Origin of the sequence: Streptomyces dryopteridis, from assembly GCF_049606955.1 — a bacterium.
GTDB lineage: Bacteria > Actinomycetota > Actinomycetes > Streptomycetales > Streptomycetaceae > Streptomyces.
This window is the reverse complement of sequence record NZ_CP187114.1, coordinates 1,553,912-1,579,548: the sequence shown is the minus strand read 5'-3', so window position 1 is coordinate 1,579,548 and position 25,637 is coordinate 1,553,912. Positions and strand designations below refer to the sequence as shown.

The window sequence follows — 25,637 nt, the reverse complement described above, 5'->3', positions numbered from 1 at the left end:
GAAAGTTGCGACTGCAGGACACTCGTCGGAGCTGGCGCCCGCACGTGCGGGGGGGCCCGCGAGGGCCGTAGCTCTCGAACCGGCACCTGCGCGTGCGGCGGAGATCCCGCTTTGCCCAGCGTGCCTGCTGGGGCACGGAACCGGGGCACGTGCGTGCGGCAGATGTCGCGTCCCAGCATCGGTTCTGGTGCGGCCACCCGCCACAGCCTCCGCACGCAGGGACGGCATCGCGGCGTCGTAGCGGCACCCATGACCGCACGAAGCAGATTGTTTCAGCGCACCGGGTTGGTGATCAGTTCCAGGCCTTCGTTCCAGCAGTACCGGTCTTCGGCGCCGCCCTGCTTGGGCTGGTGGGGTTGGTGGCTGCCGATCTTGACGCCCATCGTCCGTAGGTCGGCCAAGGCCCGGGGGTACGCGATGTGCGCGGCGAGGCTGGTGTTGACGTAGGGGAGAACGGCAGTGGGCACGCCCGCGCCGACGGCCTCGCAGACGATGCTCAGTGCCAGGTTGTCGGCGAAGCCGGCCGCGAGTTTGCAGACCGTGTTGAACGTGGCGGGGGCCACGATGAGGCCGGCTGCCGGGGGGAAGGACTCGGGGGGATCGGTCGGGCTGCTGCGCCAGTCGCAGCGGACGGGCCGGCCGGTGAGGTCCTGGACCTTGTCGGTGTCGATGAAGCTGCGACCCATCGGGGTGGTGGCCACTCCCACGTCCCAGCCGCGGCGCTGTGCCTCCTCGATGAGGACGGTGACACGGGGCGCGGGGCCGGCGCCGGAGACGACGATGATGAGGAACGGCTTGCCGGTCATGGCTGGGCTCCGATACGGCGGGCGAGCTGGTGCAGCTCTGGAATCGTACGGGCTCCGTCGCGGGCGGCCAGGCCCCGGACCAGCGCGCGGACGGCTGGGCGCTGGACTTCCTGCGGGGCGCAGGTCTCGGCGATGCCGATGGCCCAGGCCGCGTCCGTGAGGCGGTCGCGCTGGTCGAAGGCGCGAGCGGCGTCGAGCCAGAGGGCGGCGCGGCGCTCCGGTACGGGGATGTGGCGGCGCGAGAGCGTGGTGACGGCCCGCAGCGCGGCCGTGGTGTCGCCGTTGGTGACGTGGTGGGCGAGGGTGTGGAGTTCGACGTTGGTGGGGCTGAACACCGCCCAGCCGTCGACTGAGTCGAGTTGGACGTAGCGGGCGACCTCGTGGGCCTCGGCGAGGAAGGCCGCGGCGGTGTCGGGGGCCTTGTTGCGGCCGGCGGCGGTCGCGCCGCGAAGGAGTAGGAGGCCGAGGGCGGCGAGGTAGCGGGGGGTGCGTTTGTCGTAGCTGCCGAGGAGCGGGGCGGCAACGTGTTGCACAAGGGTGACGGCCTGCTGGGTGTGGGTGTCGCGGAGCAGTACGTGTGCCTGGAGTCGCGAGGCCGCTGCGAGGGCGGCGGGGTCTTCGGTCTGTTCCGCAGCGGCCATCGCCCGGGTGGCCGCGAGCCAGGCCGTGCCGGTGTCTCCCTGTTTCAGGAGCAGGCCACCACACGTTTGGTAGGCGGTCGCCAAGAGCTGGTGGGCGCGTTCGGTGGGGGTGGTCGCCGCGTGGTGCCGCAGGTCGGAGACCAGGCCGGGGAGATCGTGGGCAAGGGCGGTGTAGTCGCAGCCGTGCCACTGGGCACGGACGGCTGTGGTGCGGGCGTGGAGCACGTCCAGGTTCTCGGATGCGCGGGTTGCCGGGTGGGTGGGTGACGGCATCAGTACGCCGATGAGGGCGTGGGCGGGGCGGGTGTCGGTGACCGCTGTGATCGCGGTGGCGCCGGCGGCGGTCAGGATGGTGCGGCGACGCAAGTCGGCCTCCTCGTCGTGGGGATGAGGGGCAGCGGACAGGCCGAGGCGTTCCAGTGGAATGCCCAGCACTTCGGCGATGGCCCTCACCAGGGTCACCTCCGGTTTGCCGGTGCCGGATTCGAGGCGGCTGATCTTCGACTGGCTGTAGCCGACGACGTCCGCCAACCGGGCCTGCGACCAGTCGTGGTGGCGTCGGGCGGCACGGATCACCTGGCCGATTCGCTTCGCGTAGTCACTGGCTTCGCTCATCGCTCCCTCTCCCCACCATCGTTCCCCGCTTGCCGAGCCTAGAGTGAACGCCCTTGTCGTTTATGCGGGTTCTGCATAGTCGATGCAGGGTGTGCATGGTGATCGCCGCTGATGGTTCGCTCCCGGTTTCCTGAGGTCTGCCGCTCCCCGCCGGCTCTCACACCGTTGGAGGCATGGATGTCCGCTGCCCTGCGCCGAACCGCCATGGACGTGATCGCGGTGCGCCCCGGCCCGCCGCTCACCGGTGTCGTCACGGTCGGCGGTGCACCCGGAAGTGCTGCGGCTTTGATCGCGACGGCTGCGGCGGCCATGCGGCCGGTGCAGATCTCCGCCGTTCCCGAGACGAGCGACATCGCGTTGCTGCTGGCCCTCGTGGAGGGGATGGGTACACCGGTCACCCGCCCGTTGGGTCGCCCGGAGCAGGTGACGGTCCTCGAACCCCAGGGGGTGCACGCACTCGACCACGCCGTTGCCGAGCGGGTTCGTGCTGCGGTGCTTCTGGTGCCCGCGCTGCTCGCACGGCGGGGAGCCGCCCGGCTGCCGTGGCCGGGGCAGGCCCGGCTGGACATGCGGGGCTTGGAGGCCCAGTTCCGGATGTACGAGGCGTTCGGGGACTCCGTCACCGTGGACGACACGCAGTTCGTCGTGAAGGGCGGGTCCGGGCGCGGGCGGGTGCGGCACCGGCTCGTCGTGCCGTCGCGGGGGGCGACGATCACGGCGATGCTGCGGGCCTTGGTCGCGGCACGGCCTCTGTCCCTGGAGGGCGCGCACCTGGCGCAGGGCTCGCGGGTCGTGGTCCACGCTCTCAGATCCCTCGGCTGGTCCGTGCAGGTCTCGGGCAACACGGTGAAGATGGCGCCGCCGCTCGCGCCGCCGCTCGCGCTCTCCCCATGGACGGTGCCCGGGGACCAGGCCGAGGCCGCGGCGGTGGCCGCCGCCGTCGCGGTGACTGGCGGCAGCACCCGCATCGACGCCCTCTCGGAGCACGACGCCGCATCGTTGCAATCCGTGATCGCCCCGCTGGGGGCCATCGCGGTCTACCGGGCCGGCTCCCTGTTCGTCGACGCGGTCGGGCAACCTCCCGCGTCCGGCCCCGGCACGAGCCTGACGGCCGGGGTCGACGGCGTCGACTCATCTCTGATCCCCCTGTTGACGGTGATGGCGTTTGGCGTCCCGGGCCGCCACTTCGTGGCCGACGCGTTGCGCCCCGAGCCGTTGCAGGCACTGCTCCCCCACCTGCTCCGGATGGGGGCGTCGATCCGTCGGACCTCGGACTCCGAGTTCCACTTCGACGGTCCTCAGCGGCTCGTGGGAGCGAGCGTCGAAGCCACCGATTCGATCACGAGCGCGGCACTCCTGATCGCCGGCCTGCGTGCCAAAGGCGTCACCACCATCGCCGAACCCGGCCGGGTCCGGCACGGCCTCGCGACCCTGCCCTCCAAGCTCGCCGCCCTGGGCGCCGACATCGTCACGATCACGCCCTGATCCCCACAACGGCCATCGCGGCCAAGGCCGTCAACGGTCACGGCCTCGCGCGACCTCGCGCCCTGCACCGTCCCCACCCGCAGCGGGCTGCTTGCCAGACGGCACAGCCCTGCCCGAACCCGTAAGGACACGCCTTGCTCAACGTCGAGCCCAACCCCCCGATCGAGCAGCTTGCGTTACTCAGCAACCGACGCGGTACGGCTCTCGTCGACAGCGCCGGATCGCTCCTCTACGCCCCCTACGAGCGTGCCGACGGCCCGGCGGTCTTCGCGGCCCTGCTGGGCACCTCCGACAACGGGCACTGCACGATCCGTCCCGTCGACAGCGGGGACGTCGTCGTGTCGCGCGCCTACCGGCCCGGGGGCGTGCTGCGGACCCTGTGGACCAGCCCGTCGTGGCCGCGCGGCGCGCAGGTGACGCTGTTGGACCACATGCCCGAGGGCCCGGGTGTGCACGTGACGCGGACGGTGACGGTGGGCGCCGGGTTGACAGCCGAGATCATCGTGCGGCCGCGGTTTGACGAGGGGTTGCGGGTGCCGGTCGTCGTTCGGGAACGCGACCGCGCCGGGTGGTCCTGCTGGCGGTTCGAGGCCGGCGGGCAGGTCCTGTACCTGACGGCGTCGGCGGGATGTGACCTGCGGGTGGACGAGGCGGACGGTGCGGTGGTGGGCACCGCTGGTCAGGGGACCTGTGACCTGGTGCTGTCGATGGGGCAGCGTCCGGCACGGCCGATCACCCCGCGAAACCGGCGTGCGGCCGACGCTGCACGCGAGGCCGTGTGGCTGGATCGGAACTGCACCTACCGGGGGCAGTACGAGGACCTCGTGAAGCGGTCGATGCTCACCCTGCGCGCCTTGCAGTACGAGCCGTCCGGGGCGTTGCTCGCGGCGGCCAGCACCTCGCTGCCGGAGGAGAAGGGCGGGGTGCGGAACTGGGACTACCGGGCCGCGTGGATCCGCGACGGGGATGTCGCAGTGTCGGCGCTGGCCGCCGGTGGGGACGTCGAGACCATCACGGCGTGGCGGGACTGGATCGTGAATCTCGTCGGGCCTGACCCTTCCTCGTTGCAGATCATGTACGGGATTGCCGGTGAGCGGGAGTTGCCGGAGCGGACGGTGGATCACCTGAGCGGGTGGCGGGATTCGCGCCCGGTGCGGGTGGGAAACGCGGCGGTGAAGCAACACCAGTTGGACGTGTACGGGAGCTTGGCCAACGCGTTGACGATCATCGCGAGTCGGGTGGGGTGGACGGCCGCCTCGGCTCGGTTGACCGTGGCCATGGGGATGGCCGCCCTGCGGGACTGGCGACTTCCGGACAGCGGCCTGTGGGAGGTGCGGCTTCCGGACGGCGCGTTGCCGCACTTCGTACACTCGAAGGTGCTGGCGTGGGTGGCGGTGGACCGTGCCGCGCGCCTGGTCGCCTCGCGAGACGTGCCCACCGTCCACGACCCCGGGCTCGCAGCACACCTCCACGCCGAAGCCGACGTGATCCACGCCCACGTCATGACCCACGGCTGGAACACCACGAAGGGCGCGTTCACCCAGTCCTACGGGTCCGCCGAGATGGACGCCTCCGCGCTGTTGCTGCCCCGCTACGGGTTCCTGCCGGCCGCACACCCCCGGATCGTCGGCACCGTGGACGCGGTGCTGGCCGACCTCACCGACGACGACGGCCTGGTGCTCCGATACCGAACCTCGGGGGACACCTCCGTCGACGGCCTGCCCGGCGACGAGGGGCGGTTCCTGGTCTGCTCGGCCTGGCTGGCCGAGGCGCTGGCCGCGATGGGCCGGGGCAAGGAGGCCGCGGCCGTATTCAAACAGCTCGCGGGCCTCGCCAACGACTTGGGCCTGCTGGCCGAGGAGTACCACCCCCGCCCTGGCACCGGCATGCTCGGGAACTTCCCCCAGGCGTTCAGCCACGCCGGCGTGGTCTCCGCCGCTGTGGCCTTGCAGCGGGCCGGGGCCTTCGACCCCACCGCGCGGGGAGCGGCCCGATGAACGCTCTGTTGATCGGCACCCACGAGGTGATCGCCGTGACGGCCCTGCTGCGCGGGGCCTCCTGGGAGGAAACGCAGGCCCTCGTAGGTGACGACTCGCTCCAAGCAGTGCTGCACCGTATCCGGGTCCGCAGCGACATGGCGCTGCCCTCTCTGGCTGTGCAGGCCGTGGTCGACGGCCAGGTCGCTGCCCCTTCCCCGGAGACCATCACCCCGACCCGCGCTCTCAGCGACGAGGAAGGGCGCGTGGCCCGTACATGGATTCGGCACGGCTGGAAGCCCGACATGGCGGGCGTCGAACCGGTCGTCTTCTCGGACGTCTTCCGCGCGATCCACCGCGTGCTCGGGGTGCCGCTGCACGCGCACGGCATCACCCTCGCCGGGGCCCTCCTCGCGGCCGGGGTGCTGCCGGAACCTGACGACGCCCCGTAACAGGGCCGCTGCCGGGTCCTGTGCCCGGTCCCGTTGAGCCGGGCCGCCTCGTCCCCTCACCCCCGCCACGACGAGGCGGCCCCATCCCTCCGAGTCCCGCCCGCACGCCCCCACCGCCTTCGCGCCTCGCCGGTCTTCCGGTACGGCGCGCCCAGCGACCAGGAGTCCCACGTGTCCGGCACCACCCCCCGCCCCGCTCCCCACAACCAGGCACCCCCCGTCCCGCCCCGGCGGCCCGTCGTCGTCCGCGAACCGATCCCGGGCACGAACGCGTCCTTCGAGCGCCTGCGGACCTTGCTGCTCCTCCTGGCCGACCAGGTGGAGGTCGGACAGTGATGTACTCCGTCGCCGACCCCGTCCTTCTGCGGACCACCGCGCGCGTGCCGCAGGCCCCGCCGGGCGGCTGGCCCGCCCCGGACGCCGACCCGGCCGACCTGTCCCGATGGCTGCGCACGGTGTGGGCGCAGGACGGGGATCTGCGGGAGATGGTGCGGGCGTTGAGCGGTGACTTGGCCGCTTCCCTGGACCGTCTCGAAGGTGCCCCCGAGCGGGTGCTCGACGCGCGGCAGGCCCTGCGGGCGGTGCGGGCGTTGATCCGCTACGGAATGCGGCGGGGCCGGCCGACGCCGCTCGGGCTGGCCGCCGGGGTCGCCGAGGGCGTCGTGGACGGCACGGTGGCCCGGGTGCGGGTCGGTGAGCAGCATCGGGCCGTGGTCCGGGCCGATGGTCTGTGGCTGCACCAGCTCGCCGACGCGCTGGAGGCCGTCCCCGAGCTCCTCGCCCGGTTGTCGGTCGTGACGAACACGGCGATGTCGGTGCGTGGGCCGTGGGTCGAGGTGTCGTGGTTGCCGCGGGCCGTGGCCTTGCAGGAGACCACCGTCGATCGGGTCCTGGTGGAGGCCACGGGGGTGGTGGAGCAGATCCTGGAGGCGGCTCGGAGCGGGCCCTCGACGGTGGGTGATCTCGCCGAGATCGCCGTCGCCGACGGTGCGGACCCTGCCACGGCCGCCGCGATCGTCAGCGATCTCGTGCAGGCCCGCGCGTTGATCACCTGCCTTCGTCCGCCGTCGACCGAGCCGGATGCCCTCGGCGCTGTTCTCGCGGCCCTCGATCTGGCCGGCGCGGAGGACATCCCGGCCGTGGCGGGCACCGTCGAGACGCTGCGGGATATCCAGCGTCGGATGGCCGCCCACAACGGGCGCCCCGCCCACGAAGGCGGTCCCGCCCGCGCCGACCTCGCACGCGTGATGGACTCGGTGACCTCGACGCGTGCGCCGCTCTCCGTGGACCTGCACCTGGACGCCGAGGTCGTGTTGCCCGAGCGGGTCCGTCCCGACATCGCGCGGGCCGCCGAGCTGATGATGCGCCTGGGCCAAGACCCGGTCGAGCCCGCGCACTGGCGGCGGTGGCGCGAGGCGTTCGTGGCCCGCTGGAGCACGGGTTGCGCGGTCGCAGTCGAAGAAGCCGTCGACCCGGCTCGGGGCATCGGCTTCCCCGACGGGTACCTCGGCGCCCGGCCCTTGACCCCGCCCGCCCCGACCATCCGCGACCGCCGGCTGGCGGCCTTGTTCCAGCACGCCGCCGCCACCGGCAAGGACGAGGTCGACATCACCGAGTTCGCGGCGTCCCTGCCCGAGCCCGTCGCGCCGCCGGCCGTCGACATGACCTTCGAACTCGACGCGGCCGGCACCGTCGACGTCGAGGAGGGCCGGTACACGCTGCGCGTCATCGACGCCGCCGACGTCGGCAAGCTCACCGGCGGACGGTTCGTCCCGCTGCTCGGCCGGCACCCCGGCGGGATCACCGACTCCCTGCGCCAGGCCCCCACCCACCGGCCCCAGGCCCTCCCCGTCCAGCTCTCCTACCCGGCGCTGCGACCCAAGGCGTCGCAGATCGCCCGAACCCCGCTGCTCACCACGTACGTGCTGAACGTCGGCGACCACCTCGACCCCGGCCGCGGCGACGTCCTCACCCCGGCCGACGTGATGATCGCCGCCGACGACGAGGGCCTGTACCTGTGGGTCCCCAAACTCCGCCGCCGCATCGAGCCCCGCCGCATGAACCCCCTCCAGGAGTTCTGGCACATCCCCCCGCTGGTCCGCTTCCTGTCCGAACTCCCGGTCAGCGGGTGCGGGGTGTTCGGGTTCCCCTTCGGCGACGGCCTCGACTTCGGGTCGTTGCTGGTGCACCTGCCGTTCCTGCCCGGCCTGCGCTCGGGCCGCGTCCAGCTCTCCCCGCCCCGCTGGAACCTGATCGACGCGCCCCTGCCCGGCCTCGACGCCCCCGCCGAGGAGTTCGCGCGGGCGCTGGGCCGCTGGCGGGCCGAGCTGCGAATCCCCCGGCACGTCCGCGCCTCCCTGTGGGGCCTGCAACTCACCCTCGACCTCGACGAGCCCGCGCACCAGGACATCCTGCGGCACGAGATCGCCGGCGCGCCGATCCCCGTCATCCTCAGCCCCGAGCCCGACCCCGACGCCTACGGCTGGACCGGCGGACGCCGCGTCGAGATCGCCGCCCACCTCCACCGCACCCCCACCACACCCCGCCGCCGCGCCCCCGCCCCGCCCCGGCCCGTGCTGGGGGCCCGGCCGATCCCGCCCGGCGACGGACTCCGACCCCGCCTGCGGATCCACGGCGCCGACCTGCGCAACCGCGACATCCTCGACGCCTGGCACCAGCACGCCACCGGCCTCAACACCGACACCACCGTGTGGACGGAGCCGCACCCGGACCACCTGGACCTGTGCGTTCGGGTCGACGCCCGACGGCTCGTCGACCCGGTGCGCAGCGCGCTCGGCGCACTCGGGCACACGCTGATCACCAGCGGGCTCGCCGGCCGGCTCTCCCACCCCACCCACCACCCCCACGTCGGGGCGTGGGGGCGCGGGGACCTCCTCGCCCTCGCCGAGGACGTCGCCGCCGCCTCCACCCACCTGGCCCACCAAACCCCGGACACACTCCGGGTGAGCAGCGCGGCCGTCGCCGTCCTCGCCCTGACGGTCGCAAGCCACGGCGGCGACGGTCGCCGGGCCCGCGCGCACCTCGTGAGCCTGCCCCCGCTGCCCGGCCCCCGGCTGCCCGACCACCTGCGCCGCGCGGTCCTCAACGCCGCCCCCACCACCCCGCCCACACAGCCCCCGGCCCTCCAACGCCTGTACGACACCGCCGCCGTCTACCGCCGGGCGCTCGCCGACGCCGGCGGGCCCGCCCCGCTCGACGCGCTCGCCCACCTGGTCACCACCCACCTCCACCGGGCCCTGCCCAGCAACGAGGACCGGATCCTGGCCCGGCGCCTGGCCCGAGCCGCCGCCCTCGCACGCACCCACCACCAGGCGCCCGCCAAGCCCGCCCGCTGACTTCCGGGACCAACCCGGATCACCCCAACCCGTTCACGAGAAGAGGACCCATGCCCTCGAACGACCCGACCACCGGCGCCGACACGCCCTCCCTGGCCGAGGCCGTCACCGCCGCCGCCGAACGGATCGCCGGCGCCATCGAGGCCCAGACCCGACGGGACACGCTGATCGCCCGCCGCCAGAACTACCTGAACATCATGCTCACCATCGCCGCCAACCCCCACCTGGCCATCTCCATGTCCGGCACCGCCGAGCGTGAGCACTACGCCCCGATCGACGCCATCTACAACGGCCTCACCAACTGCTGGGTGTTCGACGTCGAGACGGGCAGCGCCACCCCCGACGAGCTCAGGCCGACCATCGCGAACACGGTCAAGGCCCGGTCCTACCGCGAGATCTACTGGCCGAAGTCGTACAAGGCCCGCGAGCGAGACGACGTCGAAGGAGACGCCTCGGCCATCGTCCGCGAACTCATCCAGGAGGTCGTGGTCGAGCACCGCCGGCAGGCCGGCGCGAGGCCCTGATCCTGCCCCCGACTTGAGGCCGGACCGCCCGCGGGTCTCCTCGTGCGGCAAGTCCGGCCCGGTACCGACACGTGGTTCACCTGCCGCGCGCCGGGAACCACGGCCCGGAGTCCGCTTGATCAGCCGGGGTCGTGGAGCCCGCGGCGTTCGTCGCTGATCCGTTCTCCACCCCCTCTTACCCCCGTGCCGGGCGGTGCTCCCCTTCGCCCGCCCGGTACGGGCCCAACACCCACACCCGACACCTGGGAGCGAGCCCGCCATGTGCACACACCAACCGGCCTGCCCGCCGGCCGACGCCACCGACCGCGAGGCCGCCCAGGTCGTCACCGGCGGCCCCGAGCACGGAGTCACCACCCTCTGCAACGGCGTGCTCCTGTTCGAGGACGGCGGCGGTCTCCTCCCCGACGGCGGCGTCATCGCCCCGCGCCGGCCGGGCGTGCGCCCCCGGGTGACGGCCTGAAGGCCCACCCGATCGGCGGCCCGGTCGCGGTAGGACTCCTCGTGACCGCTACCGGGATCTGCCTCGCCGCTGGCACCCCCGGCACGGACACGGGAATCGTGCCGGGGGTGTCCGCCCCGACCGCACTCCCCAGCACCCTCATCCCCACCCCGTCGAGCGGCCTGGGGGCCGCCCTGTTCCAGGGCTGGGGTTCCACCCAGGCCGCCGACCACCCCACCTAGGCCCTGGCCGCCACCCGCGTCACGTCCGTCGAGACCCGGCCCGGCGCCGACGCCGAGTTCGTCCTCCTGCACACCGCCCCGGGCGGCGCCTACGCCCTCGCGGAGGCTTGGGCCGCCTGGCCCGAAACCCGCCCCAACGTCGCCACCCGCGTCCAGTACCTCGGTATCTGCGACCGCACCGGCCGCATGCTCACCAGCGCGCCCTTCGCCCCCGGCCGATAACCGCCCACCAACCCGGCCCGCCTCCTTGGCCCAACCTCCCGGAGACCCCGTTGACCGACCAACTGCCCACCACCGTCGCCGGATACCGGGACAGCTACCCGCCCGACAAGCCGGTCACCATGACCTCCGCGCCCCTCTCCACCTCCAACGCGACCGCCCTGGGTGTGAGGCCCGGCGCCCCACTGGCCGGGGCCGTGACGGTGTCCGGGTCGAAGAACGCGGCGTTGCCGTTGATCGCCACGGCCGCGACCCTCATGCGGCCCGTTCGGATCGAGAACCTGCCCGCCTCCACCGATGTGGAGGTCTTGGTGGCGTTGCTGGGCACCATGGGTACCCATGTGGACCGGCCCGTGGGCGACTCCGGCACCATGATCGTGACCAACACTGCGGGCGAGTGCTCTCCGGAACGGGAGTTGGCCGCCCGGATCAGGGTCTCCTACTACCTGGTGCCCGCGCTGCTGGCCCGTGTGGGACTCGCCCGGCTGCCCTGGCCGGGCGGTTGCCGCATCGGAGACCGCGGGATGGAACTCCACCTGAGGATCTACGAGGCGTTCGGCGACCGTGTTCGAGCCGATGCCCAGGGCTACGAGGTGCGTCGGTCGGGCGAAGGCGAGATCTCCGCCGTCCGCCACCAGTTGCCCTTCCGGTCACGGGGGGCCACGATCGCGGCGGTGCTGCGCGCCACGATCGGCCGTCGACCGCTTCGGTTGGGCAACCCGAATCTCTCCCCGGAAACCCTGACGGTCCTCGATGTGCTCCGAACCACCGGATGGTCCGTCCAGGCGACCGAGGCCCTTCTTTCGCTGGACCCCGCTCCCACCATCGCATCCGACGTGCTCCTGCCCACCTGGCGGGTGCCGGGGGACAAGATCGAAGCCGGAACGCTTGCCTGCGCGGTCATCGCCACCGGCGGCACTGCGCGAATCGACGGCGTCCTGGAACGCGACGTCCTGCCGCTGGTCACCAAGCTCCTGGGTATGGGGATCCCCGTTCACATGCAAGGGACTGCCCTGTACGTCGACGGACACGGGACCAAGCCGACCGGTCGGCCCGTGGAAGCCCTGGCCTCCCTCGCCCCCGACGGCCTGGATGCCGACTTCGAGCCCCTGCTGATGGCATTGGCACTCGGATTCCCCGGCGCGCACCGGTTCGCCGACGCCCTCAACCCCGGCCGCCACGGCAACCTGATCCCCGAACTGCGGAAGCTGGGCGCGGCCATCGAGGAGACGTCCCCGACCGAATGCCGGCTGACCGGTCCCCAGAGGTGCACCGGGACGCAGGTCGTCGCGACCGACATCCGCACCGGTGCGGCGCTGGTGATCGCCGGTCTGACCGCGCGAGGGGTGACCACCCTCACCGGGTTGGACCAGCTCCGGCGCGGATACACCGACCTGCCCGGCAAGCTGGCCTCGCTCGGGGCCGACGTGTTCGCGGTGACGCCGTGAACAACGCTCGCACGCTGAACGGCATACTCTCGACCACCGACTTCCACTCCGCGCTGCCCCAAGCCGGGCGCATCATCGACCACCTCGCCGTCGCCCGCCTTGACCACCTGATCGTGGACTGCGGGGACTTCTTCGAGGGCACCGGCCACTATCTCCTGGGCCGAGGCCGGCCCGAGCGCAAGATCCTCACAGGCCTCTACGACGTTGTCGCCCCCGGCAACCACGGCTGGCGGCACCATCTGGAGGACGAACGCCTCCGGCGGATCACCGTCTGCGCGAACGTCGTCGACACGCACGACCGGCCGAGGTTCCGGCCCCTCCACCACGTGGCCATCGCCGGTCGTCGCGTAGCCGTCACCGGCGTGATCGGGCAGGCGGCGTTCGCGACGATACCGGGCTCCGAACGCGAGGGGCTTACCGCCGTGGACCCGGTGAAGGCACTGCGGGCCCTGCTGCTGGCCCACCACCACATCGTGGATACCTGGGTCCTGCTGAGTCACGCCGGAGTGGACCACGATCGGAACCTCGCCGGCGAGCTGCCCTTCTTCGACGTGATCTTCTCCGGGCACTGCCACAGCGACATGCCAGAGCCCGTGCGCGTCGGGGCAACCATCATCCTCAAGGGCCGCGAACTCGGACGTGGATTCGCCGCGGCCACACCTGCGGGTGCCGACCGGACCTGGACCGGGGCCACGGCCCTGTTCGCGGATTCCACCGCCCCGCCCGCTCCGCGCGTCCTGCCCAAGGTCCGTCGAGAGATCGCGGCCCTCGGCGAGCGACTCCACACCGACCTGGGGCGTGTCCGTCCGGCTCACCACAACCGCGTAATCGACCGCTCCGCCCTCATCGCCGCCCTGGCCGCCACCGTCCACGCCGAGGGGGCCGCCGACGTCGTCCTCCTCAACGAGACCGCCCTCCGCGCGACCCGGCTCGGCACCCGACTCACCGGCGAGGCCCTCGCCGAGATCGAACCGTTCGGAAACACCCTCGTCACCGTTTCCCTTCCTCCGGACCTTCGCGACCTGCACGCCTTGATCCAGCGCCTCACCCCGCTCCTCGGCCCCCTGGTGGTCCAACCGGCCCCGCCACCGCCCATCGCCACGACCGTGACCACCACGAGTTACCTGGCCGCCGCCCATCTGCCCGGTGCCACCGTCACCCACACCGGGCCACCCATCGCCGACGTCCTACGCCTCCTCCTCACCACCCCCGGAGACTCTCGATGATCCTCACCGGCCCCGAGATCACCGCCGCCGCCGGCGACGGGCGGTTGCGCATCACGCCCTTCGCTCCCGAGCAGGTCAACCCCAACAGCTACAACGTGCGCCTGGGATCGACCCTGCGCGTGTACACCGATGACGTGCTGGACGCTCACCGGAACAACGCGACCACGACCATCACCATCGACGACGCCGGATACGTCCTCCAGCCCAACCGGCTCTACCTCGGCCACACCGAGGAGCACCTGGGATCCGACACCTTCGTCCCGCTGCTGTTCGGCCGTTCCTCCGTCGGCCGATTGGGCCTGTTCGTCGAGATCACCGCCCCCATCGGCGACATCGGCTTCCACGGCCAGTGGACCCTCATGCTCACCCCCACCTGCCCCCTGCGGGTCTACCCCGGAATGAAGATCGGCCAGGTCATGTTCTTCGTCTCCTCCGGCGAGATCGCCCCCTACAACGGCAAATACCAGGCCGCCGAAGGCCCCCGGCCCTCCGAGTACTGGCGCGACCTCCACACCAAGGTCGCCGCATGATCCTCACCGGCCCCGCCATCGCTCACGCCCAGGCCACCGGCGCCCTGACCATCGACCCCTACGACCCCGCCCGCGTCTCGCCCAACGCCTACGACTGGCGCCTGGGGAACACCCTGCGCGTGTGCGCCAGCGCCCTCGACGCCGCCGCCCCCACCCCCTACACCGAGGTCACCATCCCGGCCGACGGGTACATCCTGCGGCCCGGCACGCTCTACCTCGGCCACACCCTGGAACGGACCGCGAGCAGCGTCTACGCCCAGTTCCTCAACGGCGATCACGCCACCGGCTCCCTGGGCATCTGGGTCCACGTCTCCGCACCGCTCGGCCACCAGGGCCACGCCATCCCCTGGACCCTGGAGATCCGCGCGACCACCCCGGTCCGCGTTCACGCCGGCCAGACCTTCGGCAAGCTCGTCTTCTTCCACGCCCACGGCGCCCCCGCGGACTACCAGCGGCTTGGCCTGAAGTACCGGACCTCCACCAGCGTCGAGACCTCCCGCCTGCACGAGGAACTGGCCCCCGGGAGCAACCGATGACCTCTCTCGTCACCGTTCTCGACCTGCCCTATCCCAGCGCCGGCGGCAGTGTCGAACTCTTCCTCGACCTCTACAGCGGTGCCCCCGCCGCCTTCCCCGCCCGCGCGTTCATGCTGGCCCCGACCGAGCCCACCCCACCCGAAACACCCACTGGCATCGAACTCCTGCACGTCCCCGGCAAGAGCATCACCGACCCCGGGTTCACCCCCTACGTCGGCCGTCTCGCCCACGCCATCAAGACCGCAGCCGGCCCCGCCAACCCGCAACTCCTCCACCTCCACCACCTCGCGTTCGGAGCGACCCCCGCCCTACTCCATGCCTTCCCCGACCGCCCCGGCATCGCCTTCGTCCACGGCACCGACCTCCTCTTCGCCGAACAGCACCGCGACCAACGCTCCGTCCTCACCCACGCCGCCCGCGCCGCCACCACGATCGTCGTCCCGACCTGGGCCATGGCGGACCGCCTCCGCACCATCACCCCCAACATCGACCCCCACAAGATCCACAGGATCCCCTGGGGTATCCCCGACCAGCTCTTGGACTCCCCGCCCCAGCACCGCCCCCGCCGCCCCGGAACGCCACTGCGCGTCCTCTACGCCGGACGCCTCACCGAGGAGAAGGGCGTGGACCTTCTCCTGCGCGCCGTCACCCTCGCCCCCCGCATCGAACTGTCCGTCGCGGCCCCCCGCGCCCAGTACACCGCCCTCGCCGACCGTCTGCGAACGACCCACCCGGCAGGCCCGCCCATCCGCTACCTCGGCTGGTTCCCCCGCCACCGGCTGTGGTCCGTCATGGCCGACCACGACCTCCTCGCCATGCCCTCCACCACCCTGGAAGCCATGGGCTTGGTCGCCCTCGAAGCCCAAGCCTGTGGCCTGCCTGTCCTGTACCAACCCGTCCCCGGCCTGACCGAAGCCCTCGGGGACACCGCCCAGACCACCGACTTCCGCACCCCACACATCGCAGCCCGCACCCTCGAACTCCTCAGCGACTCCACCAGCCTCCTCGGCGAGCTCCGTGACGCCGGCCGCGCCAACGCTGCCCGCCACCGCTTGTCCACCACCATCCGAGCCATCACCGAACTCGGCACCACCCTCACCTGACCACTCCCCAGGTCCGTGGCGCGGGTCACACCCGCCGGTCGCGTCACTACGCTGGCACCTCGCCCGCGCCACACATCACACCCGGGAGACCCCCGTGCGCCACACCCCTGACATCGACGCCATCACGGACCTCCTGACCACCGGCGTCCGCTCGAACGCCTACCCCGGCGCCGTCTGGGCCATCGGCGACCCCGACGGCATCCACGCCCAAGGAGCGGTCGGGTTCCTCACCCCCGACCACCCCGACCAGCCGATGCGACATGACACCGTCTTCGACATCGCCAGCCTCACCAAGATCACTGCCGTGTGGACCGTTCTGGGCACCCTCGTAGACGAAGGCCGCCTCGACCTCCACGCCCCCCTTGGCGACACCTGGGACGAAGTCTCCGGACACCCCATCGGGGCCGTCACCGCGCACCAACTCCTCACCCACACGGCGGGAATGCCCCTGCGCGCGAACCTTCGCAACCTCTACGGGACCGACCCCGCCACCGTGCGGGCCGGAGTCCTTCACGAAGCCCTCCACCGCCCCCCGGGCGAAGCCGTCGAGTACACCGACCGCGCCGCCCTCGTCCTCGGGTACCTCATCGAACACCTCACCGACCAACCCCTGGACAAGGCCGCCACGCAACGCATCTGGGCCCCCCTGGGAATGAACGAGACCCGGTTCGGCCCCCTCCCCGCCCATCTCACGACCCGCACAGCACCCACCGAACTCGACCAGGACACCGGCACCCACCTCAAGGGCACCGCCCACGACTTCTCAGCACGCCTCCTCAACGGCGTCTGCGGCATCGCTGGCGCCTTCTCCACCACCGACGACCTCGCCCGCCTCCTGCGCCACACGCTGGCCCCGACCCCCGGCACCGCGTTCTCCGCCAGCTGGGTCAAGGAATCCCTCCGCGTCCACACCCGCGACCTCGCACCCGCCCGCGGCCTCTTCTGGCACCCCGCCCCAGGCACCACCCCCGCCGACGACATCTGGGTTCACTACGGCTTCACCGGCACCGCCACCTGGATCGCCCCCACCCAACAACGCTGGGCCACCCTCCTCACCAACAAGCTCCACCTCACCCGCGAACGCGAACCCCTCACCACCATCCGCAACACCTTCCGCTCCCGGTGGGCAGACACCCTCGCCAACACTCGGTGACCCGTCAGGAACAAGGCGCCGCAGGTCACCGGCGGTAGAAGGAGAATCGCCGACACACATTGCGACACGGAAGGGCCCCGGCCGCTGGCCGAAGCCCGGGGCGGGCAGTCCGCCCCGGGCCGGATAGCCGCCGGAGCGGAAGGCCCACAACCGCCACGCCGCACCCACGACGAGAGCCTCACCACAGCCGGAACATGACCTTCCGATACCTAGCCGCGCCCGCTCACCAGTGCAGCGCCGCGAATGGAGTAATAGGCAGAGGAAGAAACGAGCAGGGGGCCGGCCTCTCCAATCACTTAGGGTCGAAGCGTGGGCGCGGGCTGGGAGTCCCTGTGCCCTCGTCCCCTGTTCCTCGCATCCCGGAGTCGCTGGCAAGCCTTGCCGTCCCGTTGGCGGACCTGATCGGCTACCACCGCAATCCCCGTACGGGGGATCTGGCCGCGATCACGGAGTCCTTGGCGACGCACGGGCAGTACAAGCCGATCGTCGTCAACCGGGGCAGCTTGACGGGCCGGCCGGCCGAGATCCTGGCGGGCAACCACACGGCGAAGGCCGCGCGCGAGCTTGGGTGGGACGAGATCGCGGTGACGTGGTTGGACGTCGACGAGGACACGGCGGCGAAGATCGTCGTGGTCGACAACCGGACGTCGGACCTGGCCGGGTACGACCACCTGCTGCTCGCGGACATCCTTGGTGACCTCCCGGACCTGGCGGGCACCGGCTACGACCAGAACGCCTTGGACGACCTCCTGGACCGGGTGGAGCTGCCGTCGGCCCTGCCCACGGAGACCGGGGACACCGAGGGTGATCACGTGGAGGTCGACTACCTCCAGTGGGGGTACGTGCAGTGGGGTTCGACCCGGGTGCAGGTGACGCGGGAGGAGGTCGAGCGGCTGAACGCGGCACACAACGCGTACGTGGACGGGCATTCGACGGACGCGGGGTTCGCTCACTGGGCGCTCGACGGTCGCGGCCGTACGGCCGGGTCGGCGGTGGCGGGTGCCTGAGTTTCGCGAGGCGATGCCGCTGGACCGGTTGCGGCCGGCGGACTACAACCCGCGGCGCCTGTCCGAGGAGGCGTTCGCGCGGCTCCAGCGATCGCTGGACCTGTTTGGGTGTGTGAAGCCGGTCATCGTGAACAAGACGGGTGTCCTGGTCGCGGGTCACCAGCGGACGAAGTCGCTGGCGGCGCTGGGGGTGCGGGAGGTTCCGGCGATCGTGCTGGACCAGCACGTGAAGCTGCACGACGAGATCCGGTTCAACCTGCTGCACAACAGCGTGGAGACCGACACGTCGACGGTGCGGGTGCCGGCGTGCCCGGAGGACGTGCACGGGTGGTCGTGGCTGGAGCCGGACCTGATCTCGGTGCGGGCCCGGGCGGGGGTGGCGATGCAGTCGGAGATCCGGCGGTTGATCACCCGGTACGGGGCGTGGGGGTCGATCGTCGCGGATCACGCCGGGCGGGTGATCCTCAACCAGGACTACGCGGTGGTGTGCCGGGATCTGCGGGTGCCGCTGCTGGTTTACCGGGTGTCGGTGCAGGAAGCGGACGAGCTGATCGAGTGGCTGGACGGGGAGTACGGGGTCTACGACTACTCGGGCGTGGACATCAAGGCGTACAACCAGCACAAGTGCCAGATGCACCGGTTGGCGGGCGAGGACGGCGCCTCGAACCGGTCGTCCACGTACGAGCGGCACGTGTTGCCGCTGCTGGCGACGTTGTCGACGCCGGTGCGGATCGTGGACTTCGGGGCCGGTGAGGCCGCGTACATCAAGCGGCTGCGGGCGGAGGGGCACGACGCTCACTGGTACGAGCCGCACGTGCGGACCGGGGGGACTGCCGGGTCGCTGGACGTGGCGGCGTCGGTGTCGCAGATCCGAGATTTGCAGCGGGATGTTCCCGCGCGGGGCCTGTACGACGTGGTGGTGCTGGACTCCGTCATCAACAGCATCACGTCGCTGGAGTTCGAGGAGTTCGTGCTGACGGCGTGCAACTCGCTGCTGTCGGAGGACGGCGTGTTCGTCACGGGGACCCGGAGCCTGGGGAGTGTTCAGCAGAAGCAGTCTCCGAACCGGACGCGGATGACGTCCCAGAAATATCGGTGTGCTCTGGATTTCCTGGACGAGAACAATTTCTCGGCGACGTTTCAGCAGGGCGTGTGGACGATGCAGCGATACCACACGAAGGCGTCGTTGCGGGAGCTGATGTTGCGGTTCTTCGGGGAGGTGGAGGTGAAGGGGTCGGAGACCGGGGGCAACATCTACGCGGTGTGCCGTCGACCGCGCGCCTTGTCGCCGGAGCGGCGCCGCGCGGCGTTGGAGTGCGAGTTCAACATGGAGTACCCGGGTGGCTACCGTCACAACCGACACAAGCCGTTGGTGCGCGCTCTGATGGAAGCCTGCGCAATTCGAGATGCGGAATTTGCGCCCAATTTCCCCACTGAATAGAATTAGGGGATGAATTCCCTAACCCCCGGAGGGGGAAATGAAAGCACCCGAGATAGAAATCGACAGTACCGGCGGGCGTTACCGGTACCTGTGGCTCAAGTACGTTACGGGCGTCGACCTGACGCGGCACTGCGCCCGGTCCCTGCACGGGACCTACAGCCGGCTGGTGTCCCCCGAGCTGGAGCACATGGGGGGCGTGCTGGACGAGGCACGTCCCCCGCTGGCCTGGTACCTGTGCGGGGTGACGAGCCGGTGGGCGGACAACGCCCATCTGGCCTTCGAGGCCGCGGCGTCGGATGAGGAGCACGCGGACTTGGAGGTGCTGGGCCTGCGCGTGACCCTGCGGGGTGCCCGCCCGATCCGGTTCGGAGCGGACGCGATCCCCGAGGACGACCCCCGGGCCGGCGACCCGGCCTTCGCGACGTGCCGGAACTGGCAGTTCGCCCACCACCTCGCCCGGGCGCGGGGGTTGTCGAGCATTCCCAACCGGCCGGGCCGGGCGCGGGCCTGGCGGGTGCGGGGGCAGATGCCGCTGCTCTAGGACTTGTCCGGCCGATCATGTGCGGAGCCAGATGGTGAGGGCTGCGGCGGTGGCGGTGCCGAGATAGACGTATCGGCGCTTGTCGTAGCGGGTGGCCACCGCCCGGTGCTGCTTGAGTCGGTTGATGGCTCGCTCGACGGTGTTGCGCTTCTTGTACCGCTTTTCGTCGAAGCTGGGTGGCCGCCCGCCGCGTGAACCCTTGCGCAGGCGGGCGGCCTGCCTGTCGGTCTTCTCCGGGATCGTGTGCCGGATGCCGCGGCGCCGCAGGTACTTGCGGCAGGGCCCGTTGCTGTATGCCTTGTCGGCGGCGACGCTGTCGGGCTTCTTGCGGGGCCTGCCCGGCCCGAATCTCGGGACCCGGATCTTCTCCAGAACCGCCGTGAACTGCGTGCAATCAGCCCGCTGCCCTGGCGTGACGATCAGAGACAGCGGGCGGCAGCGGCCATCCGCGCTCAGGTGGAGCTTGGTCGTGAACCCGCCGCGCGAGCGGCCCAAACCCTCACCTCCCGCACCACCTCCACCAGGCAGGCGGCGAGGCTCTGCCACGGCGTCTCGCCCTGGTGTTCTGCTGGCGCGTCCCCCTTTGACCCGTTAGCCGGCGGCGGATCGGTGCGGGCGCCAGCCGCATGCTGATGCGCCCGCACGATGGTGGAGTCAACGGAGACGTCCCAGCCGATCTCGCCTGCGGCATCGGCCTCAGCCTGGACCTGCTGGAGCAGACGCTCCCACGTTCCGTCGGCCGACCACAACCGGTGGCGCTCATAGACCGTCTTCCACGGCCCGAACCGTTCGGGCAAGTCACGCCACTGCACGCCGGTTCGAACCCGGTGCAGAATCCCGTCGATCACCTGCCGATGATTCCGCCACCGGCCACAACGCCTGTTGCTGACCGGCAGGAACGGCCGCAGCCGTTCCCACTCGGCATCACTCAGATCACCCCGCCCCATGGCAGGAAGAACGACCCAGACAGACGGCAGTCACAAGATCACACGAACCCTGATCCCTACTCCGTGACGAAGGGTGCGTATCCGACTGGGACCTCGCTCACCTGAAGGTCCGAGAAGAGCAAGGTCACGTTGTGCGCGTTGGTTTCAATGCGCACCTCGTGAAAGTCGATCCCAACGGCCTTCGACCAGCGGCGGGTCGCCTCCGACTCAGGAAGGAGTTTGGCTCCCGGGTACAGGTCGTGCCACTTCACGCCCCAGACGTATCCGTCGAGGTCAACACCGGTTTCATGGTCGATGAGCCGGTCATCCAAGGAGACCCGCCAGGTCTCCGCCGGCACCGACGTCTCACACCGGGCCTCAACGCAGTACCGGAAGAGATACCGCAGGTGGGACGGTGCGATGCCGGTACGGGGATCAGCCGTCGCGTAGACGATGACCTCGTAGTCGCGCATGTAGTTGGTGTATCCGTGGTGCACGACAGCGTGATCGAAGGTCTCGTCCAGCATCTGCTCAAGTACGGCGGTATCCATGCCGCCCTTCTACCTCACTCGGTGAGACCTTCAACAACGAGATTCACGGGTGTTGAGCGCAGTCACCTCAGTGATCGCCCGGACAGGTCCTAGGGCGCCGGTCGAGGCGCCGATGCCGGTCACGGGTTCCGTGGCCGGCATCGGCGTGTTCGGGCGGCCCGGCCGGTACGGGATCATGGGGAGGTGGGGTGCGGGTCCCAGGAGAGCCATGGGCCGCCCCACCCGGGCCGCGAGGGCGGCGATCACCCAGCGCCGCGCCGACGCCATCGACTTGAAGCTGGCCGGTGTCGACTGGCTGACGATCGCCCGGAAGCTCGCCGCTGACCCGGCCGTGAACTCCGATGGTGTCGCCTACCCGCAGGGGTACGGCATCGAGGTGTACCGGCGTGGCGGGGAGCCGCCCACGGACGGGCGGCTGATCGAGCTGGCGTGCAAGGACGTGTCGAAGGCCCTCGCGGAACGCTCGACCGCGTTGAACAGCGCGACGGACGAGCTGCGGGCGGTGCAGGCCGAGCGGCTGGAGCGGCTGTTCTTCTCCGTGTACCGCGCGGCCGTGCGGGACGGGTCTCTACAGGCCGTGGACCGGGCCGTGCGGATCATCGAGCGCACCAACCACCTGCTCGGACTCAACCTGCCGGTGCGGACGGAGATCACGGGCGCGGACGGCGGCGCCGTGCAGGTCGAGGCTCCCGGACTCGCTGAGCTGGAACGGCTGATCGGGCTCGCCGGGGACCCGGCGGCCGGGGATGGCCAGGGTTGAGGAGGCTGCGGTCCTCCGGGCGTACCGCGGGCTTCCCGCGGCGCGCCGGCGGGAGGTTGCCGCAGCCTCGACCCCTACCCTCCGGGCCCGCCTCGTGCAGGTCGAGCGGGAGATGGCCATGGACCGCTCGCCCGGGGCGATGGCGGCCGTCCTCACCGACGGGAAGGAGATGCAGGCCCCGCACCTGGGGCTGATCGACCGGGCCTTCGAGCAGGTCGCGGCGGGCCGGCCGACGCGCCTGCTGCTGACGATGCCGCCCCGGCACGGGAAGTCTCGGCGGGCGGCCCGGTGGGCACCTCTGTGGTACCTGCGGCGCCGGCCCGAACACCGGGTGATGATCGCCTCCTACTCCTCCGATCTGGCCGACGACCACGGTCGGTGGATCCGGGACTCGATCCTCACCTACGGGCCCCAGCTCGGGATCGCGATGAGGGCGGGCAGTTCGGCGGCGAACCGGTTCGACCTCGCGAACGCGGAGGGCGGGGCGGTCATGGCCGGTGTCGGCGGTGGCCTCACCGGCAAGGGCGCGCACCTGGCTGTCGTGGACGACCCGATCAAGGACGCAGCCGAAGCCTCCTCCCCCACCATGCGGCGCCGGCTGTGGGAGTGGTGGCAGGCAGTCCTTCTGACCCGTATCGAACCTGGCGGGTCGGTGATCTTGATCCAGACCCGCTGGGACGAGGACGACCTCGCCGGCCGCGTGCTGGCGGAGGAACGACACCGGTGGACCGTCATCGACCTGCCTGCCCTCGCGATGGCCGAGTCGGACGCGTTGGGCCGGGCGGTCGGGGGCCCTTGTGGCCGGAGCGGTACGACGCCGCCGCGCTCGGGGAGATCCGGGCGTCGGTGGGCGAGCGGGTGTGGTGGTCGCTGTACCAGCAGCAGCCGCGCCCGCAGGACGGCGGCGTGTGGCAGTGGGACTGGATCACCGCGAACCGCTGTTCCCCGGCCTCGTTCCGGGGCGTGGACCTGGTCCGGGTCGTCGTCGCGGTCGACCCGGCGGGCGGGGAGTCCGCAGTCGGCGACGAGACGGGCATCATCGCGGCCGGGCAGGGCGCGAACGGGCACCTGTACGTGCTGGACGACCGGTCCGGGAGGCTTAGTGCGGACGCCTGGGGTCGGGAGGCGTGCCGGCTCGCTGTGGAGCTTCGCGCCGACGCGATCGTGGTGGAGAGCAACTACGGGGGCGACATGACCAAGCAGGTCGTCAGGCAGGCGTGGAACGACCTCGCCGACAGCCGTGAGACGAACGGCATGCTGACCCCGGCGGTCACCTCGGTCACGGCGAAGGTCGGGAAACGTCTCCGGGCCGAGCCGGTGGCGCAGCTGTACGAGCAGGGACGTGTTCATCACGTAGGCGAGTGGCGGACCTTGGAGCAGCAGATGGTGACGTGGGTCGCGGGCATGGGCTCGCCGGACCGGATGGACGCGGCCGTGCACGCCCTCACCCACCTCGCCGGCGGAAGCGCCGCCTTGGGGAGCGACGGGTACTCGGACGGCCGCCTCGGGGGTCGGCGGTAGGGCCCGGTCTCCTAGGCTGGTGACGGCGTGGGGGTTGGGAGCAGCACAGTGGGTGTGCGCCAGTTCGTGTCGGATGCCTGGTCGTGGCTGAACTACAAGCCGATCATGGCCGGGCCGTCCGGTCTCCCGCACCGTTCGTTGGGGCCGGGGCCCGGGCAGGGCTGGGTGCCGGCGGAGGACGCGCGGCGCCTCGCGGCGTACAAGGTCCTCGCCGCCTACGACTCCAACCAGGCCGGGGAGCTCGCGGCCCTTGCGGGCATCGAGGCGGGGCGGGAGCGGCGGGAGTACGGGGACGCCGCCGTGCTAGTGACCACCACGACCGCACACCTGCTGGGCCGAAGCCAGCAGATCGAGGTGTCCGAGGCCGACGGTGACGACGCGGTGCCGGGGGCGGTCGAGGTTCAGGACCGTTTGCGGGCGTGGGCGGAGGCCGAGCTGTTCCCGCTGCGGCTCCAGGCCGCCGAGCGGAAGGCCGTGTTGCTGGGGGACGCGGTGTACCTGCTGGCGTGGGACCCGGAGCGGGGCCGGGTGCGGCTGCGGACCGTGGACCCCGGCTTCTACTTTCCGGTCCTCGCCGACGACGGCGACCCTGGGGACTACCCGACCCGTGTGCACCTGGCGTGGGAACTGCCCGAGGACCCGGAACGCGGGCTGGGGGCGCGGGTGCGGCGGATCACCTACGAGCTGGGCCCGCTCCCCGAGCCGGAGACGGGGCGGGTCCATCCCTGGTCGGAGAGGCCATCGGCCGTCACCTGCTACCTGACGGACGCGGAATGGGACTTGGCCGACCTGCGGATGGGCCAGACCGTCGACGCGTTGCCGCTGGACCGGGCCAGGGTCCGCGCACGGCAGGACGGGACGATTCTGGATCGGCTGGATCTCCGGATCGACTTCGTGCCCCTCGTCCACGTCACCAACAGCGTGGACGACGGGGAGCACTTCGGCCGGTCGGCGTTGGCGCCGGTGATGCAGGCGTTGGACGAGCTCGCGGAGACGGACACGGACTCGGCGCGCGCGTCCGCTACGACGGGCTCGCCGATCCTCGGCCTGTCAGGGGTGCGGACGGAGGTCGATCGGGTGACGGGTCGGCCGCGCCCGTTGGCGGTGGTGCCGGGGGCGGTGTTCCAGCTCGGGGAGTCCGGGCGCCTGGACGTGGTGGACACCTCCGGGCAACTGGCCGAGTTGCGGGCCCGGGTGGAGGAGATCCGGGACCGGGCGGCGACGAACGCCCGGCTTCCGGCGGTCGCGTTGGGGACGGCGGACCCGACGCGGGTGCCGAGCGGGTACGCGCTGGAGCTGTCCATGGGGCCGCTGGATGCCCTGGTGGGGTCGATGCGGCTGGCCCGCGCCCACAAGTACGCGCTGCTGCTGAAGATGGTGCAGCGCCTGCACCAGGCCGGGCAGGCCGAGGGCTGGCCAGCGGGCCCGTCCGTGCCCGCCCGGCTGGTGTTCGGCCCCCACACCCCCGTGGACCGCAGTGAGGTCCTCGACGAAGTCGTGCGGGCAGTGACGGCGGGGCTGTTGTCGCGGGAGACCGGTGTGCGGATGCTCCAGGTGGCCGGGTACCCGGTCGAGGATGTGGCGGCCGAACTCGGCCGCGTCGACAGCGGACAGCCGGACCCGGCCGCTACTCGGCCGGGTCCGGAAGGTCCTCCCAGCGAGTCGTCTTGAACTGCTCTTGCTGGACCTTGGCGGGTGCTCGAAGGTCTTCCTCCGAGATCTCGTGCTTGTCGCCTCCGGCCCATTGGGTGAAGTAGGTTCCGTGACCGCCGGGTATGCCTTCGACGCGGGTCACGAACATGCAGTCGCCCATGCGGTCGCCGAACTCGGGCCCCAGGACCGTCCCTTCCCTGGCGGCGGGAGCTCTGCCGAGTTCTGTACCGTCTTCGTCGAAGATGACCTCGTTGTAATCGGCGCTCCATCTTGCGAGGCAGCCTCCTACTACGAGTCCGGGGTCGGTGACCTCGGCCTTCTGAACGCTGACGATTTCGGCGGTGAACGGGGTGCGATCCACCCACGGGCGCCACACCGCCGCAACGGCGCCCAGCACGGTGACGGCCACACCCAAGATGAGCGCACGGCCCACGGCGCGGCTCTTCAACCGCGCCTTCCTCAGTTCTTCCACAGGTCCCCCCTCTG

General features: G+C 71.4%; 24 protein-coding genes and 2 pseudogenes. 21 read left to right on the top strand and 5 right to left on the bottom strand.

Going from position 1 to position 25,637, the window contains the following annotated elements; genetic code table 11:
* Positions 1-272: 272 nt before the first annotated feature.
* Both ACN20G_RS33615 and ACN20G_RS33610 read right to left on the bottom strand, forming a co-directional pair.
* Entirely contained in the window at positions 273-806 is a 534-nt protein-coding gene (locus ACN20G_RS33615; protein WP_424217032.1) for a flavoprotein, read from the bottom strand.
* Positions 803-2,062 carry a helix-turn-helix transcriptional regulator gene (locus tag ACN20G_RS33610; RefSeq protein WP_424217031.1) on the bottom strand — a complete coding sequence of 420 codons (1,260 nt, stop codon included), beginning with the start codon at positions 2,060-2,062 and terminating at the stop codon, positions 803-805. The genes ACN20G_RS33615 and ACN20G_RS33610 overlap by 4 nt, the downstream gene beginning before the upstream one ends.
* A gap of 177 nt (positions 2,063-2,239) precedes the next feature.
* On the opposite strand from ACN20G_RS33610, the gene ACN20G_RS33605 reads away from it, so the two are divergent.
* From ACN20G_RS33605 to ACN20G_RS33525, 17 genes are all read left to right on the top strand, one after another.
* Entirely contained in the window at positions 2,240-3,547 is a 1,308-nt protein-coding gene (locus ACN20G_RS33605; RefSeq protein WP_424217030.1) for a UDP-N-acetylglucosamine 1-carboxyvinyltransferase, read from the top strand.
* A 134-nt stretch (positions 3,548-3,681) separates the two neighbouring features.
* Positions 3,682-5,544: a glycoside hydrolase family 15 protein gene (locus tag ACN20G_RS33600; RefSeq protein ID WP_424217029.1), complete on the top strand. Its 1,863-nt coding sequence runs from the start codon at positions 3,682-3,684 to the stop codon at positions 5,542-5,544.
* Positions 5,541-5,975, top strand: a complete 435-nt coding sequence (locus ACN20G_RS33595) for a hypothetical protein (RefSeq protein ID WP_424217028.1) — start codon at positions 5,541-5,543, stop codon at positions 5,973-5,975. The genes ACN20G_RS33600 and ACN20G_RS33595 overlap by 4 nt, the downstream gene beginning before the upstream one ends.
* 171 nt (positions 5,976-6,146) lie before the next feature.
* On the top strand, positions 6,147-6,311 hold the full coding sequence (locus ACN20G_RS33590; RefSeq protein ID WP_424217027.1) for a hypothetical protein: 165 nt from the start codon (positions 6,147-6,149) through the stop codon (positions 6,309-6,311).
* Positions 6,311-9,331 (top strand): lantibiotic dehydratase, encoded by a 3,021-nt coding sequence (locus ACN20G_RS33585; protein ID WP_424217026.1) that lies wholly within the window; start codon positions 6,311-6,313, stop codon positions 9,329-9,331. Before ACN20G_RS33590 ends, ACN20G_RS33585 begins: the two co-directional genes overlap by 1 nt.
* Before the next feature lie 50 nt (positions 9,332-9,381).
* The gene (locus tag ACN20G_RS33580) at positions 9,382-9,855 is read left to right on the top strand and encodes a hypothetical protein (protein WP_424217025.1); all 474 of its coding nucleotides are present in this window, start codon (positions 9,382-9,384) and stop codon (positions 9,853-9,855) included.
* Between the two features lie 259 nt (positions 9,856-10,114).
* The gene (locus ACN20G_RS33575) at positions 10,115-10,315 is read left to right on the top strand and encodes a DUF5999 family protein (protein ID WP_424217024.1); all 201 of its coding nucleotides are present in this window, start codon (positions 10,115-10,117) and stop codon (positions 10,313-10,315) included.
* Positions 10,316-10,356: 41 nt separating this feature from the next.
* Positions 10,357-10,536, top strand: a complete 180-nt coding sequence (locus ACN20G_RS33570) for a hypothetical protein (RefSeq protein WP_424217023.1) — start codon at positions 10,357-10,359, stop codon at positions 10,534-10,536.
* 341 nt (positions 10,537-10,877) lie between these two features.
* Positions 10,878-12,203 (top strand): UDP-N-acetylglucosamine 1-carboxyvinyltransferase, encoded by a 1,326-nt coding sequence (locus tag ACN20G_RS33565; RefSeq protein WP_424217437.1) that lies wholly within the window; start codon positions 10,878-10,880, stop codon positions 12,201-12,203.
* Positions 12,200-13,429: a bifunctional metallophosphatase/5'-nucleotidase gene (locus ACN20G_RS33560; protein WP_424217022.1), complete on the top strand. Its 1,230-nt coding sequence runs from the start codon at positions 12,200-12,202 to the stop codon at positions 13,427-13,429. Before ACN20G_RS33565 ends, ACN20G_RS33560 begins: the two co-directional genes overlap by 4 nt.
* The gene (dcd, locus tag ACN20G_RS33555) at positions 13,426-13,959 is read left to right on the top strand and encodes a dCTP deaminase (RefSeq protein WP_424217021.1); all 534 of its coding nucleotides are present in this window, start codon (positions 13,426-13,428) and stop codon (positions 13,957-13,959) included. The genes ACN20G_RS33560 and dcd overlap by 4 nt, the downstream gene beginning before the upstream one ends.
* Positions 13,956-14,495 carry a dCTP deaminase gene (locus ACN20G_RS33550; protein ID WP_424217020.1) on the top strand — a complete coding sequence of 180 codons (540 nt, stop codon included), beginning with the start codon at positions 13,956-13,958 and terminating at the stop codon, positions 14,493-14,495. The genes dcd and ACN20G_RS33550 overlap by 4 nt, the downstream gene beginning before the upstream one ends.
* Positions 14,492-15,598: a glycosyltransferase family 4 protein gene (locus ACN20G_RS33545; RefSeq protein ID WP_424217019.1), complete on the top strand. Its 1,107-nt coding sequence runs from the start codon at positions 14,492-14,494 to the stop codon at positions 15,596-15,598. Before ACN20G_RS33550 ends, ACN20G_RS33545 begins: the two co-directional genes overlap by 4 nt.
* Before the next feature lie 94 nt (positions 15,599-15,692).
* Positions 15,693-16,751, top strand: a complete 1,059-nt coding sequence (locus ACN20G_RS33540) for a serine hydrolase domain-containing protein (protein WP_424217018.1) — start codon at positions 15,693-15,695, stop codon at positions 16,749-16,751.
* A gap of 332 nt (positions 16,752-17,083) precedes the next feature.
* A complete protein-coding gene (locus ACN20G_RS33535; protein WP_424217017.1) occupies positions 17,084-17,758 on the top strand; it encodes a ParB/RepB/Spo0J family partition protein in 675 nt (224 codons plus the stop codon).
* A complete protein-coding gene (locus ACN20G_RS33530; protein ID WP_424217016.1) occupies positions 17,751-19,199 on the top strand; it encodes a ParB N-terminal domain-containing protein in 1,449 nt (482 codons plus the stop codon). The genes ACN20G_RS33535 and ACN20G_RS33530 overlap by 8 nt, the downstream gene beginning before the upstream one ends.
* A gap of 37 nt (positions 19,200-19,236) precedes the next feature.
* Positions 19,237-19,740, top strand: a complete 504-nt coding sequence (locus tag ACN20G_RS33525; protein WP_424217015.1) for a hypothetical protein — start codon at positions 19,237-19,239, stop codon at positions 19,738-19,740.
* Between the two features lie 15 nt (positions 19,741-19,755).
* On the opposite strand, the pseudogene ACN20G_RS33520 reads toward ACN20G_RS33525, so the two are convergent.
* Both ACN20G_RS33520 and ACN20G_RS33515 read right to left on the bottom strand, forming a co-directional pair.
* Positions 19,756-20,687 (bottom strand): annotated as a pseudogene (locus ACN20G_RS33520) (IS5 family transposase).
* A 56-nt stretch (positions 20,688-20,743) separates the two neighbouring features.
* Positions 20,744-21,217 (bottom strand): HalD/BesD family halogenase, encoded by a 474-nt coding sequence (locus tag ACN20G_RS33515; protein ID WP_424217014.1) that lies wholly within the window; start codon positions 21,215-21,217, stop codon positions 20,744-20,746.
* A gap of 208 nt (positions 21,218-21,425) precedes the next feature.
* Between ACN20G_RS33515 and ACN20G_RS33510 the strand changes: the two genes are divergently transcribed.
* The 4 genes and pseudogenes from ACN20G_RS33510 to ACN20G_RS33495 all read left to right on the top strand — a co-directional run bounded on the left by ACN20G_RS33510 (position 21,426) and on the right by ACN20G_RS33495 (position 25,169).
* Positions 21,426-21,977, top strand: coding sequence for a hypothetical protein (locus tag ACN20G_RS33510; protein WP_424217013.1), 552 nt, complete (start codon positions 21,426-21,428; stop codon positions 21,975-21,977).
* Positions 21,964-22,668: pseudogene (locus ACN20G_RS33505) on the top strand (terminase large subunit domain-containing protein); the annotation flags it as partial. The gene ACN20G_RS33510 and the pseudogene ACN20G_RS33505, both read left to right, overlap by 14 nt.
* Positions 22,669-22,772: 104 nt before the next feature.
* Complete coding sequence (locus ACN20G_RS33500) at positions 22,773-23,498, top strand: hypothetical protein (protein WP_424217012.1); 726 nt, start codon at positions 22,773-22,775, stop codon at positions 23,496-23,498.
* Between the two features lie 54 nt (positions 23,499-23,552).
* Positions 23,553-25,169 carry a hypothetical protein gene (locus ACN20G_RS33495; RefSeq protein ID WP_424217011.1) on the top strand — a complete coding sequence of 539 codons (1,617 nt, stop codon included), beginning with the start codon at positions 23,553-23,555 and terminating at the stop codon, positions 25,167-25,169.
* Here ACN20G_RS33495 and ACN20G_RS33490 read toward each other — a convergent pair.
* Positions 25,126-25,623 (bottom strand): hypothetical protein, encoded by a 498-nt coding sequence (locus ACN20G_RS33490; protein WP_424217010.1) that lies wholly within the window; start codon positions 25,621-25,623, stop codon positions 25,126-25,128. The genes ACN20G_RS33495 and ACN20G_RS33490 overlap by 44 nt on opposite strands.
* Between the last annotated feature and the right edge of the window lie 14 nt (positions 25,624-25,637).

Bases quoted from the DNA above. Each gene is read 5' to 3' on its own strand.
- ACN20G_RS33580 (WP_424217025.1), top strand. From the start codon at position 9,382: ATGCCCTCGAACGACCCGACCACCGGCGCCGACACGCCCTCCCTGGCC.
- ACN20G_RS33615 (WP_424217032.1), bottom strand. From the start codon at position 806: ATGACCGGCAAGCCGTTCCTCATCATCGTCGTCTCCGGCGCCGGCCCC.
- dcd (WP_424217021.1), top strand. From the start codon at position 13,426: ATGATCCTCACCGGCCCCGAGATCACCGCCGCCGCCGGCGACGGGCGG.
- ACN20G_RS33595 (WP_424217028.1), top strand. From the start codon at position 5,541: ATGAACGCTCTGTTGATCGGCACCCACGAGGTGATCGCCGTGACGGCC.
- ACN20G_RS33565 (WP_424217437.1), top strand. From the start codon at position 10,878: ATGACCTCCGCGCCCCTCTCCACCTCCAACGCGACCGCCCTGGGTGTG.
- ACN20G_RS33585 (WP_424217026.1), top strand. From the start codon at position 6,311: ATGTACTCCGTCGCCGACCCCGTCCTTCTGCGGACCACCGCGCGCGTG.
- ACN20G_RS33545 (WP_424217019.1), top strand. From the start codon at position 14,492: ATGACCTCTCTCGTCACCGTTCTCGACCTGCCCTATCCCAGCGCCGGC.
- ACN20G_RS33610 (WP_424217031.1), bottom strand. From the start codon at position 2,062: ATGAGCGAAGCCAGTGACTACGCGAAGCGAATCGGCCAGGTGATCCGT.
- ACN20G_RS33575 (WP_424217024.1), top strand. From the start codon at position 10,115: ATGTGCACACACCAACCGGCCTGCCCGCCGGCCGACGCCACCGACCGC.
- ACN20G_RS33605 (WP_424217030.1), top strand. From the start codon at position 2,240: ATGTCCGCTGCCCTGCGCCGAACCGCCATGGACGTGATCGCGGTGCGC.
- ACN20G_RS33550 (WP_424217020.1), top strand. From the start codon at position 13,956: ATGATCCTCACCGGCCCCGCCATCGCTCACGCCCAGGCCACCGGCGCC.
- ACN20G_RS33525 (WP_424217015.1), top strand. From the start codon at position 19,237: ATGAAAGCACCCGAGATAGAAATCGACAGTACCGGCGGGCGTTACCGG.
- ACN20G_RS33515 (WP_424217014.1), bottom strand. From the start codon at position 21,217: ATGGATACCGCCGTACTTGAGCAGATGCTGGACGAGACCTTCGATCAC.
- ACN20G_RS33510 (WP_424217013.1), top strand. From the start codon at position 21,426: ATGGGCCGCCCCACCCGGGCCGCGAGGGCGGCGATCACCCAGCGCCGC.